The sequence below is a fragment of the Hongsoonwoonella zoysiae genome (assembly GCF_013266695.1).
Classification (GTDB): Bacteria; Pseudomonadota; Alphaproteobacteria; order Rhizobiales; family Stappiaceae; genus Hongsoonwoonella; species Hongsoonwoonella zoysiae.
Window position 1 is genome coordinate 86,683 of the sequence record NZ_JABRXF010000003.1, and the last position, 17,680, is coordinate 104,362.

The following is a 17,680-nucleotide window of genomic DNA, read 5'->3' on the forward strand; positions in this document are numbered from 1 at the left end:
CGGCGCGCTATTCGATCCTTCCCCTGATTGCCTTTGAGGCCGCATGTCCCGTATTGCCATCATCGTGAAAGGCTACCCGCGCCTTTCGGAAACCTTTATCGCACAGGAAATCCTCGGGCTCGAACAGCGCGGCATCGGCCAGTTGATCGTAGCACTTCGCCGCCCGTACGATCCTTACATCCACGAGACGCACCGCAGGATAAAGGCCGATGTGCTCTACCTGCCGGAGTACCTGAAGGACGACCCGGCGCGGGTTGCCGAGGCCCGCAAGTGGGCGCAATCCCGGCCGACCTATGAAGCCGCGCGGGCATTGTTCGAGGCGGATCTTTCGCATGACAACAGCGCAGGCCGGCACCGGCGCTGGGGCCAGGCTTGCGTGCTCGCCCGGGAACTGCCAGACGACGTTACCTGGATCCACACCCATTACCTGCACACGCCCTGTTCCGTGGCGCGCTACGCAGCGCATCTTTCAGGGCGCAAATGGTCGTTTTCCGCCCACGCCAAGGACATCTGGACAACGCCCGAGTGGGACCTCAGGACGAAGATCGACGATGCCGCGTGGGGGGTGACCTGCACACGCGCGAACGCCGAATATCTGAATGCGCTGTCCGCTGACCCCGGAAAGGTTTCCCTCGTCTATCACGGGCTCGACTTTTCGCCGTTTCCAAAACCCGACCGCAATGCAAGCGCAAGCGACGGCGGCAAGGGCGGCGAAGTGCGAATTCTTTCCGTTGGCCGCGCGGTGGAGAAAAAGGGGTATGACGATCTTCTCGCCGCCCTCGCCAGGTTGCCCCGCGATATCCACTGGCATTTCGAACATATCGGCGGCGGGCAACTGGCCGACAGGCTGAAGGCGCGCGCCGATACGCTCGGCCTCAACGGCCGGGTCACCTGGCGCGGGCCTCAGCCGCGCGAGGAAGTGATCAAGGCGGCGGAGGCGGCGGATCTTTTCGTCTTACCGTCGAAAATCGCCAAATCGGGCGACCGTGACGGGCTCCCGAACGTGCTGATGGAAGCGCAGGCGCTCGGCCTTTGCTGCCTTGCGAGCGATGTCTCGGCGATCCCCGAACTGATCACGCACAACGAGACCGGCTGGCTGGTTCCTCCCGCGGACCGGCAGGCGCTTGGAAAGGCGCTCGCTCATCTGATCCGCTCTCCCGATACGCGAAAGCGGCTTGGAAAGGCGGCAAGCGAACATGTCCGGCAAGCCTTCGCGACCGACCCCGGGCTTGATTTCCTGGCCGAGCGTTTCCGCAATATCCTGTCGGCGCCATGAAGGTCGCTATCGCCACGCCGATGAAGTCTATCGACGATCCGGTGCCTTCCGGTGAGCGCACGATGGCGCGCCTCATCGTAAAGGCTCTGCGTGCGGGAGGTCATGACGTCGAGGTCGCCACCGGTTTTCGTGCCTGGCGGCGCGAAGGCGGTGCCGAAATCCAGAAAGCCTTGGAACGAGAGGCGCTGGCGGAAGCGGGGCGTATTGCCGAACGCTGGGAGACCGAGATCGCCGCACCGGACATTTTTCTGACCTATCACCTTTATCACAAGGCGCCCGACTGGATCGGGCCCGCCCTCGCCGACCGGTTCTCCATTCCCTACGCGGTGGTCGAAGCAAGCCGCGCACCGAAGCGCCGCGCCGGAGACTGGGCTTACGGGTTCGCCGCCGCCGATGCGGCGCTTTCGCGTGCCGATGCCGTGGCCGCTCTCCATCGGGCGGATGCCGAATGCCTGGGCGCGGTCGTGAGCGAGGATCGGCTTTCGATCCTTCCGCCGTTTCTCGATGCCGAACCCTTCAGGGCGGCAGCCCGGAATCCTGAGGCGGACGGCACGCCGCCGCGCCTTCTTGCCGTCGGCATGATGCGCGAGGGAGACAAGGAAAGCTCATACCGCGTGCTTGCAGAAGCCCTTGAAAAAATCGCCGATCTCGACTGGACGATCTCCCTCGTCGGCGGCGGACCGGCGAGGGAGCGCATCCTGAGTTGGTTCCCTCCAGAGCGCACGATCCATCGCGGTGCGGTCGAAGCCTGTGAAATGCCGGCGATCTACGCAAGTCATGACGTGCTCGTGTGGCCGGCCATACGCGAGGCTTTCGGCTTCGTCTTTCTGGAAGCTCAGGCAGGCGGCCTTGCGGTTGTCGGGGGCGCGACCTTCGGTGTGCCGGATATCGTCAGGGACGGTGTCACCGGCCTCTTGTCGCCGGAGGGCGATGCGGAAGCGCTTGCCCGCAACCTGCGGCGAATTTTGACCAAGCCGGGATTGCGAGAAAGGCTCGGCAAGGCGGCATCACGGTACATTTCAGCCGACCACGACCTTGCCGCCGGAACCGCCCGGTTGAACTCGCTTCTTGAGCGTGCCTTGCGGAACTTTGCCCGGCGGATTGGCCACAAATCATGACTTTCAAAGCCTTCATCCACGTTCAGCACCTTCTCGGCACCGGGCACGTCGTGCGCGCCAGCGCTATCGGGCGCGCATTGGCCGCGCGCGGAGTGGACGTCACGCTGGCGACCGGCAACCGGATACCGCAAACCGTCGAAACCGCCGGCTTGCGGGTCGTGGAGCTTCCCCCTGTGCGTACCCTCGACGCCCATTTCAACCGTTTCGTCACGCCGGACGGACGCGAGATCGACGACAATTGGAAATCCGCCCGAAGAAAGGCCACGCTCGATGCATTCATGAGCGATGATTTCGACCTTCTGCTGACCGAGACCTATCCCTTCGGACGGCGGCCTTTCGCATTTGAACTCGATGCGCTGGTGGAGGCGGCGAAATCGCGCGCACGCCTAGCCTTCATCGCAACCTCTATCCGCGACATTCTCGTGCGCAAGCAGGAGATCCACAAGGAAGAGTGGATGGCAAAGCGCGCGCTTGCCTCCTACGACCGGATCCTCGTCCACTCCGATCCTGAATTCGTGCGACTAGAGGCAAGCTTCCCGTTTGCCCGGGATATCGCCCACCTCCTGCGCTACACCGGATACGTGGACGGCGCGAATGCCCCGGAAGCGCCGGAGGGGCTTGGCGAGGACGAGGTAATCGTTTCCTGCGGCGGCGGCGCGGTGGGCCAGCATTTGCTTGAAACTGCGGTCGACGCGGCGAGCCTTTCCCGGCGCGCGGAAGATACCGTATGGCGCATACTCGCAGGTCACGATATCGCCGAAGACGTGGTGGAAGCGCTGAAACACCGCGCTCCGTCCCATGTGATCGTCGAACGTGTGCGGCGCGACTTTCCTTCACTTTTGAAGCGGGCGCGAGCTTCCGTCAGCCAGGCAGGCTACAATACGGTGCTCGATATCCTGAACGCCGGGATTCCGGCGGTGTTCGTACCGTTTGCCCAAATCAAGGAGACCGAACAGCAGCAACGCGCCGATGCGATTGCCGCGAAAGGCTGCGCCATTGTCATTTCCGAAAAAAACCTGACGCCGGAGGGGCTGGCGGCGGCACTTGACGATGCGCTGGCACTCCCGCGCAAACACTTCCATGTTCGTCTTGGCGGTGCGGATGCAAGCGCGGAACTCCTTGTTGCAGACCTGAAGGAGCGGTTTTCATGAGCAAGGCCGAACTGCGCTTCTTCCGCGACACACTTCAAGGCCATCTGGACTGGTTCGCCGAACGGGGGCAGAAGGCACGCTTCTGGTGGCGCGACGACGATGCAGTTGCGCCTACGCCAAAGCTCGATCGCTTGCTTGAGATCGCAAACCGGTTCGAAGCGCAGGTTGCGCTTGCCGTCATTCCGGCTGCAGCGACGCCCGAACTTGCCGAAAGGCTGAAGAACGAGGCGCATGCGGTCGTCTTTCAACACGGCTTCCGGCATGTGAACCATCAAAGGAAGGATCTGGGTGAGAAGGCAGCCGAACTCGGTGTGCGGCGCGACCCGGATGAAGCGATCGCCGAACTGAAGCAAGGATACGACATTCTGGAGGCGCTTTTCGGCGAAAGGTTCCTTCCCGCGCTCGTGCCTCCATGGAACCGGATCGCGCCGGCAATCGTCCGGCGCCTGCTCGAGGCCGGGCTGAATGGGCTGTCCACCTTCACCTGGATGCACCCCTATTCGCGGCATCAGCTTCAGGCCCATGTCGACATCATCAAATGGAAGAAGGGGCGAAGCTTCATCGGCTTTCATTGCGCGGCAATACGCTACGACCTGCAACTTATGCGCAGGCGAAACGCGCCGGACGAACCCATCGGCATTTTGACGCATCATCTCGATCATGATGAAGCCTGCTTCGAATTTCTTATGGAACTTTTTTCGATTATTCGAGAGCACCCGGGAGCGGAAATTTCGCCCGTCCGGGAGTTGGTGCTGCCGGTTGGGAAGAAATTGCCGTACTGAATCCATATTTGGAATTAAATACTCATTATCATTATATTATTTCTGCTTTTCTCGCGAAATCGGATCATGGCCGCGAAGGGCAGTCAGCCAATGTCGAGACGGCTCGATCGATTGAAATCATGGGCGAAGGGCATCAAACGCGACGTCCTGGTCCTTTGGCTCGCCGCCAGGGACAGGCGCGTGCACTGGTCCGTAAAGGCAGCGGCCGCGCTGATTGCCGCCTATGCCCTCTCACCCATCGACCTGATACCAGACTTCATCCCCATCGTCGGATATCTCGATGATTTGCTGATTGTACCGCTCGGAGTTGCGCTGGTGGTCAGGATGATTCCGTGTGATGTGATCCATGAACTGCGCGTCCAGTCGGCGGCGATCATGGAACGACCGGTCAGCCGCGCCGGCGCCGTACTTGTTGTTTTGTCCTGGTTAGCGTTCGCCCAGGTATTGGGGGCTGCCGCATGGACTGCGACATTGGGTTGAGGCGTGCCGAACGGGGCCCTCTCGAAATCCGTACCCGCCCGGCGCAAGCCTGTCAGCGAATTGGCCTGATAAGGCGCAACCGCCAGGTGACGCTTTTTCTGTCCGACGTCAGGCGATAATCGTCCAGAACCTCCCACTCGGGCTCGTCGGTCGCCTCCCAAAGCCGGGCGATCAGCCGGTTTGCACCTGAATCCGGGCGTTTGGGCGAATACATGGAAATGGCCATGACGCCATTTTCATCCAGAAAGGGAATATAGCGCGCGACGACGGCCGCCGGATCCCCGGCAAAGTGAAGCACCTCGTTGAAGACCACAGCCGAGAACGTTTCTCCCCCTCCGGGCGTGAAGGTGTGCATGTCCCCTGCCCTGAGGCTTGCGACCGCCGGGTCGACATCGGCGAATTCCAGCGCAGCCGGAGCAAGGTCGACGCCGACATATCGCCGGATGCCCATCGGCCTTAGCCGTTCATACAAGAGCCCTTCGCCGCAACCTATATCGAGCACGCTCCCCAAACAGTCGTTCAGCGAAAGCCACATGCCGATAATGCCGTAACGCCCGCTTTCAGGAAGATCACGCAGGAAATCCCACCGCCCGCCCCGGTATTCCTCGTCCCAGCCTTCCGCCGTGCTCGCGTTTTTCGACATTCGATGCCTCGGATTTTTCTCACTGCTTATTTGTAGGGATCGGCCGCATCCCTCATGCCGTCGCCCATGAAGTTGAAGGCAAGCACGACGATGATGATCGGCACGACCGGAGCCATCAACCACGGATAAACGACGATGACGGAGATGTCCTGAGCCTCGTTCAGCATGACACCCCAGGACACGGCGGGCCGCCGCAAACCCAGGTTGAGGAAGGAGAGCGCCGTTTCGCCAAGGATCATCGCCGGGATCGAAAGCGTCGCGGAAGCGATGATATGGCTGGTAAAGCCCGGCAGAAGGTGCTTGCGGATGACGCGGCCCGGCTTTGCCCCCATGAGCACGGCCGCGCGCGCGTATTCTTCTTCGCGAAGCGCCAGCAGTTTCGAGCGGACGGCGCGCGCAAGCCCCGGCCAGTCGAGAAGGCCGAGAATGACCGTGATTCCGAGGTAGATCCACACCGGCGACCACGTCACGGGAAGGGCCGCTGAAAGCGCCATCCACAGCGGCAGTTCCGGCAGGGAACGCAGAATCTCGATCATCCTTTGCACGACACTGTCGAGCAACCCGCCGAAATAACCCGCGATACCGCCGAAGAACATGCCGAGCACGATGGATATCGTAACGCCGATGATGCCGACGGTCAGTGACAGGCGCGCGCCGTAAATCAGGCCGGAATAGACGTCCCGCCCCAATCGGTCGGTGCCGAGAAGATAGAGCGTCCCTCCTTCCGCCGGGCATATCACGTGGAAATCCCACGGGATAAGCCCCCAGAAATCATAGTCCGAACCGCGGCAGAAAAAGCGGATCGGATAGACTTGAGTACGGTCCTCGGTGAACACCCATTTGACCGTCTCGATATCTATTTCCGATGTCATGCCGTAGACGAAGGGGCCTACGAACTCCCCTTCGTGAAAGAAGTGCACCTTCTGGGGCGGAGCGAAGAGATGGTCATTCGACCGCTGGTTCGCCGTATAGGGCGCGATGATCTCGGCAAAAGGTACGTTGAGATAAAAAAGGACCAGGATGACGCCCGACCAGAGTGCGATCTTGTGGCGGCGGAACTTCCACCACATGATCTGCCATTGCGACGCCTGGTAGTAACGCTCCTGCGCGGGAGTGAGCGTTTCCATCGATGCCGGGTTGAACGGCTCCGGATTGACGTAGTGGCCGGCGCCGGGATCGGCCATATCCATCGAGGCATTCTTCTTGCGCGAACCGCTCATGGCGAAACCCTCCCGCCAAGGCGAATGCGCGGATCGAGCACTGCAAGGAGAAGATCCGATACGAGCATGCCCAGAAGTGTCAGCATAGCCACGAACAACAGTATGAAGCCGGACAAATACTGGTCCTGCGATTGCAAGGCATTGAGCAGGATCGGCCCGACCGTCGGCAGATTGAGAACGACGGAAACGATAACCGATCCTGAGACGAGCGAGGGGATCAGGTTGCCGATATCGGCAATGAACGGATTAAGCGCCATGCGCAGTGGATATTTCACCAGAAGGTGCGTCTCGCGCATGCCCTTCGCGCGTGCCGTCGTCACATACTGCTTATGAAGCTCGTCGAGGAGGTTCGCCCGGAGCCTGCGGATCATCGCCGCCGTACCCGAGGTGCCGATGACTATGGTCGGCACAATGAGATGCGCAAGCACCGACAAGACCTTGTCGGCGCTCCACGGCTCGCCGATGTATCGCGGATCCATGAGCCCGCCGACCGAAAGGCCGAACCAGCGATTGGCGAGATAAAGCATGATGAGCCCGAGCAGGAAATTCGGTGTTGCCAGCCCGATGTAGCCCAGGAAGGTAAACCCGTAATCGGCCCAGGAATATTGCCTTGTCGCGGAATAAATACCGATCGGGAAGGCGACAATGTATACGAACAGGATCGTCGCGGTGTTCAGGATGATCGTGAGCGGCAGCGTGGGCCCGACAACCTCGGACACCGGGCGGTCGAACTCGAACGACCAGCCCCAGTTTCCCTGAATCAGGCCGTCAAAGCCGTGCGGGCCCGGCCACAGTCCCACCCAGATCAGATATCGCTCCAGGAAGGGCTTATCGAGCGCGAATTCCTGGCGCAGGAACTCAAGCTTGGCGATCGACGCGCTCTCGCCGGTTGCCCGAAGCGCGGCGATCTGGTTGGAAATGTAGTCTCCGGCGGGAAGCTCGATGATGAAGAACGTCAGGAAGCTGATCACAAGTAGCGTCGGGATCATGGCGAAGATCCGTCGCGCGATGTAATAAAGCATACCCTGACGTCCCTCGGATCTTAGCGCAAGTCTGCCGTTAAGCCGGCTCTTCGCGCCTTACTGGAAGAAAAATTCGTCCATGCGGTGGATTCCGAAGTGCGCCCCCGGATCCCAGCCGTAGATACCTTCCTTGGGGACATTCTCCAAGCCCTTGACCACAACCGGCTGGCGAACTTCCGACACGAGGCCGATATGGATCGTCTCTCTGGCGTGAATATCCAGCATTTCCTTCCAGATCTTTTCGCGTTCGTCCCGCGAGGAGGAAGCGAGCCAGGAATTGTAAAGTTCGATCAGGCGTTCAGCAGGCTTCCAATCGGGCTTTTCACCCGACTTGCCGTCGGTCTCGTAATAATCGCCCCACAGCGCCCAGGACAGGAAGACGCCCTGTGTCGGCGCGTAATCCTCAGGCGGCATATCCGGTGTCGGTATGCCGTTCTCGAACCCCGACCAGACGGACATGACAAGATCGCCCGACATCGCCCGGTCGCGAATGGTGTCGCGCTGGCTGGGCTTGGCGAAAAGCTTCACGCCAATGCCCTTCCACGTCTCGGCTATGAGTTCCAACGCGTCGAGCTGCGTCTGATCCTCGCCCGCCGTCTCGACGATGATTTCAAGCGGGCGGCCGTCGGGAAGCAGGCGAATACCGTCGCCACGGCGTTTCGTCAGGCCGATTTCATCGAGAAGGGCATTCGCCTCTTGCGGATCGTATCCGGCCCAGTCGGAACGGTAATGATCCTCATACAGCGGGCTTAGCGGCAGCACGATATCATTGCCGGGCCTGCCGAAGCCGAAATAGAGCACCTTGTTTATAAGATCTCGATCGATGCCAAGCGACAATGCATGGCGAAAGCGCGTATCGCGGTTCAACTCCCGCCACACCGGATCCTTCGCAGTAAGATTGGGGAGAAGCGAGATTTCCGAGCCTTTCGAAATCGGCCAGAGATAGGTCTTGTAGCCCGACTGGGCTTCCCCCTGCTTGAGAACGGTGATGTCCGAAAAGCCGATATTCCTGGCCTGAAGCTCGACCTCCCCGGCTTGCGTCTTGGCGGGAATGATCTTGCCGTCGGCAACGGTCATGATCACTTCATCGACGTAAGGAAGCTGCTGCCCGGCCGTATCGACCCGGTGATAATAGGGATTTCTGACGAGCACGAACCGCCGGCCTTCCTCGCCGCCACGCTTGCGCACCCATGGCTGCAAGCTCGGCAGGTCCGGGTTCATCGCGTCATACATCTCGTCCTTCTTGTTGAAGAGCGGTGCCCATCCGCGAACCTTTTCCCTTTCCGCCATGGCCTCCAGCTTGGCCGCATCCGCGTATTTTGCGTGGAACTGCTTCAGATAGTGCGCCGGCCTGTAGATGAAGGGAGGGCGCGATTTCGCCAACTCCGGCAGCAACAGCGGGTTCGGCTGATCCCAGGAAAAGCGCACCGTCGTCTCGTCGACGACCTCGAATACCGGCGGCTTGTCGCCCGAAAGCATGAACCGCGGCAGGCCGGTCGGCTGCAGGTCGGGGTTCGTTGCGATGTCTTCGTACCAGAAGCGGATATCCTCGGACGTGAAGGGGTGTCCGTCCGACCACTTGTGGCCCTTTCTCAAGTGAAGGGTGAAGACCTTGTCGTCCTCCACCTCCACGTCGCGAAGGATGTCGGGCTTGAGTTCGAGCTGATCCGTATATCCGACAAGGCGCGCATAGCCCCAAACGTTGATGAGCCTGACATCCTTGGCCCTGCCGATAAGAGTATCGATCTTGCCGCCCGGCTTGCCGATCTTTCTCCCCCGCTCCTCCAGTTCGACCACGAGCGGTTCTTGCGGAACGCGCTCCGCAACAGGCGGCAGGTCCTTGCCCACCCTGCTGCTGAGCGAGGGCGTTTCCTTGAATTCCAGCGCTCCTGCCGGGAGCGCAAGCGCCGCCGCCATGAAGGCGCCGGCTGCAAAGTGACCGATGACGCGGATCATAAAACCGCCTCCTCCAATGCAGTTTTGTGAGTTTCTTTCGCAAAGGCGGGTGCGCAGACGTAATGTCCGGGCTCTTCTTCGACAAGCAGCGGCACATCTCCCTCGCGAAGGGTGTAGGGCGCGGGCCAAAGGGCAGGCTCGGAAGCCTTGTTCGCGTCAAGCGCCGCGAAATCAAGACGTGCATCGAGATCGGGTTCCGGCACCGCCGTCAAAAGCGCCTTCGTATAGGGATGCAACGGATTGTCGACGACCTCTCGCGTCGGACCGACTTCGACGATGCGCCCGCGGCACATCACGGCAATCCGGTCGGCGATATAGTCGACCACCGCAAGATTATGGCTGACGAAGAGATACGTTAGACCGAATTCGGATTTGAGGTCCTTGAGAAGATTAAGGATCTGGGCCTGCACCGAGACGTCGAGCGCCGACGTGGGCTCATCGCATAGAATGAACTCCGGATTGAGAGCGAGCGCGCGGGCGATGCCGATACGCTGGCGCTGCCCGCCGGAGAACGAATGCGGATAGCGGCGCAGGTAACGCGGGTCGAGCCCGACAAGCCGCATAAGCTCGCGAACGCGCTCCGCCCGCTCTTCCGGCGCGCCGATCTTGTGGATGAGCAGCGGCTCGGACAGGATGTCATTCACCGTCATGCGCGGGTTGAGCGAGGAAAACGGATCCTGGAAAATAAGCTGGACGCGCTGGCGGTAGTCCAGGAGCTGCTCGCGGTTGAAGTGCGCGACATCTGCCGGCCCGTCGCCGCGGTCATAGAGGATCCGTCCGGCATCTATCGGCAACGCGCGCAAGATAGCCTTGGCGGTCGTCGTCTTGCCGGAACCGGATTCGCCGACAAGGCCCACGCATTCGCCGCGGTTGACCGTGAGATTGATATCGTCGAGCGCAAGGAACTCCCGCGCCCTGGCCGAAAGCAGGCTGCCCTTGCGGGTCAGGAAGCTTTTGGAAACATGCTGAAGCTGAACGAGCGGCTTGCCCGCGGTGATCGTCTTTCGCCCGCCACCCGTCAGAAGGCCGCCTGCCTGCAGTTCGATCGGGCGGATCGGCACAAGCCGCTCGCCGGGCTTCATGTCGAAGCGCGGCACGGCGTTCAGCAGCGCCTTCAGGTAGGAATGACCCGGCGTCTTGAAAAGCGCGCGGGCACTGCCCTTTTCCATGATCCGCCCATGGTAGATGACCACCACTTCGTCGGCCATATTGGCCACCACGCCGAAATCGTGGGTGATGACGAGGACGGACATCTGCAGCTCTTGCTGCACGTCCTTGATAAGCTTCAGGATCTCCGCCTGGATCGTGACATCGAGCGCGGTTGTCGGCTCATCCGCGATCAACAATGCCGGATGGCAGATCATCGCCATGGCAATCATCGCGCGCTGGCGCAGACCTCCTGAAAGCTCGAAGGGAAAGGCGTCGAGCGCGCGCTGCGGATCGGGGAAACGCACAAGACGCAGCATTTCCCGGGTGAGTTCTCGCGCCTGATTCCCATCGACATTGCGATGAAGCTCCGCGGCTTCGCCGATCTGGTCGCCGATCGTGTGAAGCGGCGACAAGGACGTCATCGGCTCCTGGAAGATGATCGCGATGCGATCTCCCCTGATCGCGCGCATTTGCGGGCTCTCGGGATCCAACTGGGCGATATCGACCGGCTTCAAGCGTGACTCAGGGTCGTTGAGGATGAGCTTTCCCGAGACGATACGAGCGGCCTTCGGCAAAAGCCCCATGATTGCCTGCGAAATAACGGTCTTGCCGGATCCGGATTCTCCGACCAGCGCAACCGTCCGGTTCTGCGGAATGGCGAACGACACGTCGTCGACTGCGCGGGTCGCCCCTTCCCCGGTCTGGAAATCGACGGTCAGACCGTCGATCGTCAACACATTCACTTGCTCCGCCCTCCTCCTGGCGGCGCCCGCCACTATGGGAAACCACCCAGTGCGGCGAATTTGAAATACGCCTCGTTTAAGCAGCAGTCGCCAGAGCGTATTTCAAATTCGAAAACCACACCGGAAACATTGATTTGGCTGTCACCCTTTCAAATCCGAAGTTCGTTCAGAGCATGCTGCCAACAAAGACGAATTTCAGATTCGGGTGACTGGCCCGGTTAAGCGATTCCATCCTGCGGGTTCCCCTTCCACGTTCCGGATCGCGCCTCAGACTATCCGGCAAAACGTCAAATCACAAAGTGATAATGACCTCGTGACGATAGGTTAAATCCGAATTCCATGGCGCTACCGACCGGCACCGGCGCAAGCTTCCGTCGGGGGCAGGCGGAAGCTGTCAGGCCACCCCGCGTTGTCCTGGCGCGAAAATGCGCCCTTCAGCCGGCCAGGAAGCGTCTGAGTGAACGCGCCAAACCTCGATATTCGCCTCGCGACCGCGCAGGTGTTGCTCGCCGACCGGCTCCACGCCCGTGATGCCGGGAATACGCGCCAGGGTGTCGGCACTGGCAAGGATGATCGTATCGTCCCCAGTTACCACCGTGCGGCCAAGCGACTGAAGTCGCTCGCAGGTATTCACCGCGTCCCCGACGACGGTGTAGTTCCATCGGTCGAGCGCGCCGACATTGCCTACGACCGCCGAGCCGGTGTGGACGCCGATCCTCAGCCTCAGTGCAGGCTTTCCGCGACGCATCGCTTCCTGGTTTGCCTTGTGCTGGGCGTTTGCCATTTTCAGGCAGGCGCGAAGCGCGGCCTGCGCGTGATCCGGCCGCGCGTCGGGGGCACCCCAGAACGCCAACATGCCATCGCCGATGAACTTGTCGACCGTGCCGCCTTCCTCTTCCGCCGCTTCAACGAGCAGGCCGAAGTGCGAGTTCAGCACGTCGGCCGTTTCGGTCGCCGTCATTTTCTCGGAAAGCGAGGTAAAGCCGCTGATATCCGTGAATACGAAGGTCAATTCCGCTTCGCGCGCCTTGGAAGCACCTTCGAAACCGAGCCGCATGAGCTTGTTGAACAAAGAGCGCGGAACGTAGGTGTTCATCGCGCGAAGGCCAGACACCATGGCATTGAATGCCATGGATACCTGATCGAGTTCGCGTATCCGGCTGCGCGGCAGCGCGTTGACATGCTCGAATTCAAGCTTGCCGACATACTGGGCACGCGCGGCGATTTCGCGAAGCGGGCGAGCCGACCTGCGGGCGAGCCATACAGCAACAAGAAACGCAAGGAACACGGCTCCAAGTCCGATCACCGCCGAACCTCTGAGGCGATGCACCTCGCGCGAGACACTCGCCGACTTCACATATTCACCGACGAGCCAGGGTTGCGGACCGTAGCCCGTGATTGTCGCCGTCATGGTTATGTAATTCGACTGTTCCGGGCCGTCGCCGATCCTGCGAACCTCGACCCCCGCCTTTTCCGCCGCCTTGAAATCCTTCATCACCGGCGTCGAGGCAAGGCGCGACAAGACCGGATCGGCAAGCTCCGAGATCGTTACCGGCAAAACGATTTCATCGTCCCTGCCGGCCTGCAGGTCGATGATATCGGAATGGGAGATGACGGTTTCGCCGCCGGTAACGATGAAGACGGTGGCGTCGCTGCCTTCATCGAGTTCGCGCACGGCCTTGCCAATCTCATCCGTGGAAACGGCAGCGGTCAGATATCCCGCCAGCTTCCCGTCGCGCAGCAAGGGCACGGTTACATTCGCATAAACGCGACCCTGAACATCGAGAAGCGGCCCCCAGGTGGGTGGCGAGCCAGGCTCTACCGTCGGCAGAACGTAGCGTCGGGCAATCTCGGGCACGGGATTGCGCTGGAACGGCCAGAGCTTGCCATTCTCATCCTGATAGATACCGGATTCGTTTTCTTCCGTATCCGTGAAAACGATAACGTCGATCGACGGATTGGAGAGAATGGCGCCCGACAAGGCAAGGCGCATGCGGGCGAAATCCGCCCCGGAAATATCTCCATCCTCAAACAGGCGCTTGAGAGCTGAGACGGAATATTCGACCGGCTCCAGGTGGTTTTCCACCCGGTCCTTGAGCGAGCGGACGATCAGAACGGTCTTGTCGTTGAGAAGCGAAAAAGTGTTTTCGCGATTCGCCATGACGGCAAGAAAAAGAACGAGCAACATCGAAACGGCAACAAGCCCGCCGAATGCCGACGCCACGATTGCCGCAAGCGACAAACGGCCCGCATTTCCCCTCCTGAAGCCGCTTACGGACTGAGGCCGTTTGTTCTTCATGCGCGCGAATTCCTCCGTTCGCCGCAATATATGCGAATTGTGACGTAACGCGAGCAATGCGGGCAACTTCATTCGCCATAGCCGATTTTTACATTGCTTCGCGTATGGCGGGTTGTTTCGGGCTCTGCATCGGGATTAAGAGGAGGAAGGCATTCGACAAGAGGGCGATATGAGCGGTCTCGACTACGAGAGCGAATACAACAACCGGGCCCGGGTACCCGAACATCCGGGCATCATCGCCGGATGGCAGCGCGATGCAGCCGCATTTCGCGACGCCGCGAGCGGCGAGCTCGACATTTCCTATGAGCTATCCCCGCGCGCCACATTCGATTTCTTCATTCCCGAAGGGGGTGTGGAGCCTGCTTCCGCCATCGCGCTTTTCATACATGGCGGTTACTGGCAGGCATTCGATAACAAGTCCTTCTCGCATATGGCCGCCGGGCCTCTCGGACACGGGCTCCCCGTTGCGGTCGCCAATTACGATCTTTGCCCGCAAGTGCGGATCGGCGACATTTTGGAGGAAATGCGCAGTCTGGTCGGCGCTCTCTGGGAGCGTTACAGAAAGCCCATCGTCGCATACGGCCATTCGGCGGGTGGCCATCTGACCGCGGCGCTGCTCGCAACCGATTGGACGAAACGAGGGCTGCCGCCGCTTCTTGTGCCTGCGGGCCTTGCCATATCCGGCCTGTTCGACCTTCAGCCCCTTATCGAAACATCCATCAACGAGAAACTTGGAATGGACCGGGCGGAGGCGATCGCACTTTCGCCGATCGCCATGTCTGCGCCGCGCGGCACGAAGCTGACCGCCGCCGTGGGCGGGGCCGAATCGTCGGAGTACCTTCGCCAATCGCGCGTCATCGTCGACATCTGGGGCCGTGGCGGCGTGACCGCGCACCTCGACGTTCGAGGCGAGGACAATCATTTCACGATCATCGGCCCGCTCGCCTCGCCGGAAAGCGATCTGACGAAATCGCTGGTCGCGCTTCTTTAGACCTTCGAGGATCGGAATTTTCTCGCCGAATCGGCTTGGCGAATGAGACGGATCAATGCCGTCCGCCCGGCGCCGTTCAAAGATTGAAATAGGAATTATCCGGCAACCGAAGCTGCCGACAGGGAATAGACAATGCGCACTGAAACCGCAGGCGGTGTTCGCCTCGAAGACTACCAGCCCGCCCCTTACACGATCGACCGGGTCGATCTTGATATTCGCCTCGCGCCCAAGGCGACGCGCGTCAGCGCAAGGCTTTCGATCCGGCGCAGCGATAACACCGCTCCCGGAACGCCTCTTGTGCTCGACGGCGACGGCCTGAAGCTTGCGGGCCTCCTGCTCGATGGCTCGGCCCTCACCTTTCAGGATTACTCGGCAAGCCCGGACCGCCTGGAAATTTCCACCCCCCCGTCAGGGCCGTTCGTGCTCGACATCTCGACCGAGCTCGACCCGGACGCCAATACAAAGCTGATGGGCCTTTATCGCTCGCAAGGCACCTACTGCACCCAGTGCGAAGCGGAAGGCTTCCGCCGCATCACCTATTTCCTCGACAGGCCCGATGTGCTCGCCATTTATTCGACGCGGATCGAGGCGCGCAAGGCGGAAGCGCCGGTGCTCCTGGGCAACGGCAATCTTGTCGAAGCTGGCGAGATCGAGGGGACCGATCGGCACTTCGCCATCTGGCACGACCCGCATCCCAAGCCTTCCTATCTATTCGCACTCGTGGCGGGCGACCTTGCCCGTGTGCCGGGAGAATTCACCACCGCTTCCGGACGGCGGGTGGAGCTTGGCATCTATGTGGAACACGGCAACGAGGGGCAGTGCGGCTGGGCTCTGGACTCGCTGAAGCGCTCCATGCGTTGGGACGAACAGGCCTTTGGCCGCGAATACGATCTCGACGTGTTCAACATCGTCGCCGTTTCCGACTTCAACATGGGCGCGATGGAGAACAAGGGTCTCAACATCTTCAACGACAAATACATCCTTGCCGATCCCGATACCGCGACCGATCAGGACTACGCCAACATCGAGGCGGTGATCGCGCATGAATACTTCCACAACTGGACGGGCAACCGGATCACCTGCCGCGACTGGTTCCAGCTTTGCCTGAAGGAGGGCCTCACAGTTTTCCGCGATCAGGAATTTTCGGCCGACGAGCGTTCAAGGCCGGTCAAACGCATAAGCGACGTCCGCCTTTTGAAATCGCACCAATTCCCGGAAGATGCGGGCCCCCTCGCCCATCCCGTAAGGCCGCGCTTCTACCAGGAGATCAACAACTTCTATACCGCCACCGTCTATGAAAAGGGTGCCGAAGTCGTTCGCATGCTCAAGACGCTTCTGGGCGATCGGGCATTCCGGGCCGGCATGGACCTGTTTTTCGAACGTCACGACGGCGAGGCGACGACAGTCGAGGCCTTCCTCGAATGCTTCAGAACCGCGTCCGGCGAGGATCTCGAACAATTCGCTCTTTGGTACGAACAGGCCGGCACGCCTACGGTCGCCGTGAAATCGCACTATGATGCCGAGGCAAAGGTTTTCACCCTTTCCTTCAACCAGTCCATACCGCCGACGCCACGCCAGTCCGACAAGAAGCCGATGACTATTCCCGTCCGCTTCGCCCTCGTCGGCAAGGACGGCTCGGACCTGGCGTACGAGGCAATATCCGGGGCCGAAGCGAAGGGGGATGTCCTGAAACTCCAGGCGCCCGAACACACTGTGACGTTTTCAGGCATTGGCGAGCGGCCGATACCTTCGCTCTTCAGAGGGTTTTCCGCACCCGTAATCCTGGAAAGCGACCTTTCGGAGGAAGACTACCTGTTTCTTGCCGGCAAGGACGGCGACCCCTTCAACCGCTGGCAGGCGCTGCAGAGCGTGGCGCTGTCGTCGCTGGTCACCGGCACCAATGCGGCGGTCAAGGACAGCACGATAGAGGTGGACGATCTTCTGATCCATGCACTTGGCGCCGTTGCGGAGGATGAAAGCCTCGACCCCGCGTTTCGCGCGCTGGCGTTGCAATTGCCCTCGGAAGCCGACATCGCTCGCGAGATCGGCTCCAACGTCGATCCGGATGCGGTGGCATCCGCGCGCGATCACCTCCGCAAGGCTGTCGCACAAGAAAACGGTACGAGTTTTGCTCGCATCTACGACAGCCTGAGCATCGACGGCCCCTACCGGCCGGATGCAGCCTCGGCCGGAATGCGCGCGTTCCGAAACACACTTCTGGAATATCTTGCGCATTCGGGCATCGAAGGAGAAGCCGAGCGCGTGCGCGCCCATTTCCGTGACGCGGACAATATGACCGACCGGCTTGCGGGGCTGACCCAGCTTGTCCATGCCCGTCTTGAAGGTGCGGACGAAGCGCTCGCGTCCTATTACGAGCGCCATGGCACCCACCCGCTTGCGATCGACAAATGGCTCACCGTTCAAGCAACCGCGGGCCATCCGGACACGCTCGACAAGGTGAAGGCGCTGACCGCCCATCCGGCCTTCTCCTTCGCCAATCCGAACCGTTTGAGAGCACTCGTCGGTGCGTTCGCCACAGGCAATCAGACGCAGTTCAACCGGATCGACGGGGCAGGCTTCAACTTCGTCGCCGATACCGTTCTTGCGCTTGACGACAAGAATCCGCAGGTAGCGGCACGGCTCCTTTCCGCTTTTCGATCATGGCGTGCCTTAGAGGCAACACGTCGTATTCTTGCGGAAAATGCGCTTCGCCGCGTTACGGAAAAGCCTAATCTTTCCCGAGACGTCAAAGATATAGCAGAAAGATCGCTTCAATAAAGGAAGAGACATACGTTTGGCCGCGCAAATACTACCGCACTACAACGCGTAAATTTAACGCTTCATTAACCA

13 protein-coding genes are annotated in these 17,680 nt (G+C 60.6%); 7 read left to right on the forward strand and 6 right to left on the reverse strand.

The window, feature by feature from the left end:
* The first annotated feature begins 43 nt into the window (after positions 1–43).
* The 5 genes from HPQ64_RS16815 (at position 44) to HPQ64_RS16835 (ending at position 4,807) form a co-directional block, all read left to right on the forward strand.
* Complete coding sequence (locus HPQ64_RS16815) at positions 44–1,276, forward strand: glycosyltransferase family 4 protein (RefSeq protein ID WP_172889724.1); 1,233 nt, start codon at positions 44–46, stop codon at positions 1,274–1,276.
* The gene (locus HPQ64_RS16820) at positions 1,273–2,394 is read left to right on the forward strand and encodes a glycosyltransferase family 4 protein (protein ID WP_172889725.1); all 1,122 of its coding nucleotides are present in this window, start codon (positions 1,273–1,275) and stop codon (positions 2,392–2,394) included. The genes HPQ64_RS16815 and HPQ64_RS16820 overlap by 4 nt, the downstream gene beginning before the upstream one ends.
* On the forward strand, positions 2,391–3,545 hold the full coding sequence (locus HPQ64_RS16825; RefSeq protein WP_172889727.1) for a glycosyltransferase family protein: 1,155 nt from the start codon (positions 2,391–2,393) through the stop codon (positions 3,543–3,545). Before HPQ64_RS16820 ends, HPQ64_RS16825 begins: the two co-directional genes overlap by 4 nt.
* Positions 3,542–4,327: a polysaccharide deacetylase family protein gene (locus tag HPQ64_RS16830; RefSeq protein WP_172889728.1), complete on the forward strand. Its 786-nt coding sequence runs from the start codon at positions 3,542–3,544 to the stop codon at positions 4,325–4,327. Before HPQ64_RS16825 ends, HPQ64_RS16830 begins: the two co-directional genes overlap by 4 nt.
* Positions 4,328–4,393: 66 nt before the next feature.
* Positions 4,394–4,807: a YkvA family protein gene (locus HPQ64_RS16835; protein ID WP_246270774.1), complete on the forward strand. Its 414-nt coding sequence runs from the start codon at positions 4,394–4,396 to the stop codon at positions 4,805–4,807.
* A 52-nt stretch (positions 4,808–4,859) separates the two neighbouring features.
* Here the strand turns inward: HPQ64_RS16835 and HPQ64_RS16840 are convergent, their stop codons facing one another.
* The 6 genes from HPQ64_RS16840 to HPQ64_RS16865 form a co-directional block, all read right to left on the reverse strand.
* Positions 4,860–5,450: a class I SAM-dependent methyltransferase gene (locus tag HPQ64_RS16840; protein WP_172889730.1), complete on the reverse strand. Its 591-nt coding sequence runs from the start codon at positions 5,448–5,450 to the stop codon at positions 4,860–4,862.
* Between the two features lie 26 nt (positions 5,451–5,476).
* Positions 5,477–6,640 carry an ABC transporter permease gene (locus HPQ64_RS16845; RefSeq protein ID WP_172890386.1) on the reverse strand — a complete coding sequence of 388 codons (1,164 nt, stop codon included), beginning with the start codon at positions 6,638–6,640 and terminating at the stop codon, positions 5,477–5,479.
* A gap of 26 nt (positions 6,641–6,666) precedes the next feature.
* Positions 6,667–7,692 carry an ABC transporter permease gene (locus HPQ64_RS16850; RefSeq protein ID WP_172889732.1) on the reverse strand — a complete coding sequence of 342 codons (1,026 nt, stop codon included), beginning with the start codon at positions 7,690–7,692 and terminating at the stop codon, positions 6,667–6,669.
* A 57-nt stretch (positions 7,693–7,749) separates the two neighbouring features.
* Positions 7,750–9,648, reverse strand: a complete 1,899-nt coding sequence (locus tag HPQ64_RS16855; protein WP_172889733.1) for an ABC transporter substrate-binding protein — start codon at positions 9,646–9,648, stop codon at positions 7,750–7,752.
* Complete coding sequence (locus HPQ64_RS16860; protein ID WP_172889735.1) at positions 9,645–11,540, reverse strand: dipeptide ABC transporter ATP-binding protein; 1,896 nt, start codon at positions 11,538–11,540, stop codon at positions 9,645–9,647. The genes HPQ64_RS16855 and HPQ64_RS16860 overlap by 4 nt, the downstream gene beginning before the upstream one ends.
* Before the next feature lie 394 nt (positions 11,541–11,934).
* Entirely contained in the window at positions 11,935–13,839 is a 1,905-nt protein-coding gene (locus HPQ64_RS16865; protein WP_172889737.1) for an adenylate/guanylate cyclase domain-containing protein, read from the reverse strand.
* 169 nt (positions 13,840–14,008) lie between these two features.
* Between HPQ64_RS16865 and HPQ64_RS16870 the strand changes: the two genes are divergently transcribed.
* The gene (locus HPQ64_RS16870; RefSeq protein ID WP_172889739.1) at positions 14,009–14,830 is read left to right on the forward strand and encodes an alpha/beta hydrolase; all 822 of its coding nucleotides are present in this window, start codon (positions 14,009–14,011) and stop codon (positions 14,828–14,830) included.
* Between the two features lie 132 nt (positions 14,831–14,962).
* The gene (gene pepN, locus HPQ64_RS16875) at positions 14,963–17,608 is read left to right on the forward strand and encodes an aminopeptidase N (protein WP_172889741.1); all 2,646 of its coding nucleotides are present in this window, start codon (positions 14,963–14,965) and stop codon (positions 17,606–17,608) included.
* Positions 17,609–17,680 lie beyond the last annotated feature (72 nt).

What these genes read in the sequence shown, in the direction of transcription:
- HPQ64_RS16825 (WP_172889727.1), top strand. Translation starts at nt 2,391, where the DNA reads ATGACTTTCAAAGCCTTCATCCACGTTCAGCACCTTCTCGGCACCGGG.
- HPQ64_RS16840 (WP_172889730.1), bottom strand. Translation starts at nt 5,450, where the DNA reads ATGTCGAAAAACGCGAGCACGGCGGAAGGCTGGGACGAGGAATACCGG.
- HPQ64_RS16820 (WP_172889725.1), top strand. Translation starts at nt 1,273, where the DNA reads ATGAAGGTCGCTATCGCCACGCCGATGAAGTCTATCGACGATCCGGTG.
- HPQ64_RS16850 (WP_172889732.1), bottom strand. Translation starts at nt 7,692, where the DNA reads ATGCTTTATTACATCGCGCGACGGATCTTCGCCATGATCCCGACGCTA.
- HPQ64_RS16870 (WP_172889739.1), top strand. Translation starts at nt 14,009, where the DNA reads ATGAGCGGTCTCGACTACGAGAGCGAATACAACAACCGGGCCCGGGTA.
- HPQ64_RS16830 (WP_172889728.1), top strand. Translation starts at nt 3,542, where the DNA reads ATGAGCAAGGCCGAACTGCGCTTCTTCCGCGACACACTTCAAGGCCAT.
- HPQ64_RS16855 (WP_172889733.1), bottom strand. Translation starts at nt 9,648, where the DNA reads ATGATCCGCGTCATCGGTCACTTTGCAGCCGGCGCCTTCATGGCGGCG.
- HPQ64_RS16835 (WP_246270774.1), top strand. Translation starts at nt 4,394, where the DNA reads ATGGCCGCGAAGGGCAGTCAGCCAATGTCGAGACGGCTCGATCGATTG.
- HPQ64_RS16865 (WP_172889737.1), bottom strand. Translation starts at nt 13,839, where the DNA reads ATGAAGAACAAACGGCCTCAGTCCGTAAGCGGCTTCAGGAGGGGAAAT.
- HPQ64_RS16845 (WP_172890386.1), bottom strand. Translation starts at nt 6,640, where the DNA reads ATGGATATGGCCGATCCCGGCGCCGGCCACTACGTCAATCCGGAGCCG.
- HPQ64_RS16815 (WP_172889724.1), top strand. Translation starts at nt 44, where the DNA reads ATGTCCCGTATTGCCATCATCGTGAAAGGCTACCCGCGCCTTTCGGAA.
- pepN (WP_172889741.1), top strand. Translation starts at nt 14,963, where the DNA reads ATGCGCACTGAAACCGCAGGCGGTGTTCGCCTCGAAGACTACCAGCCC.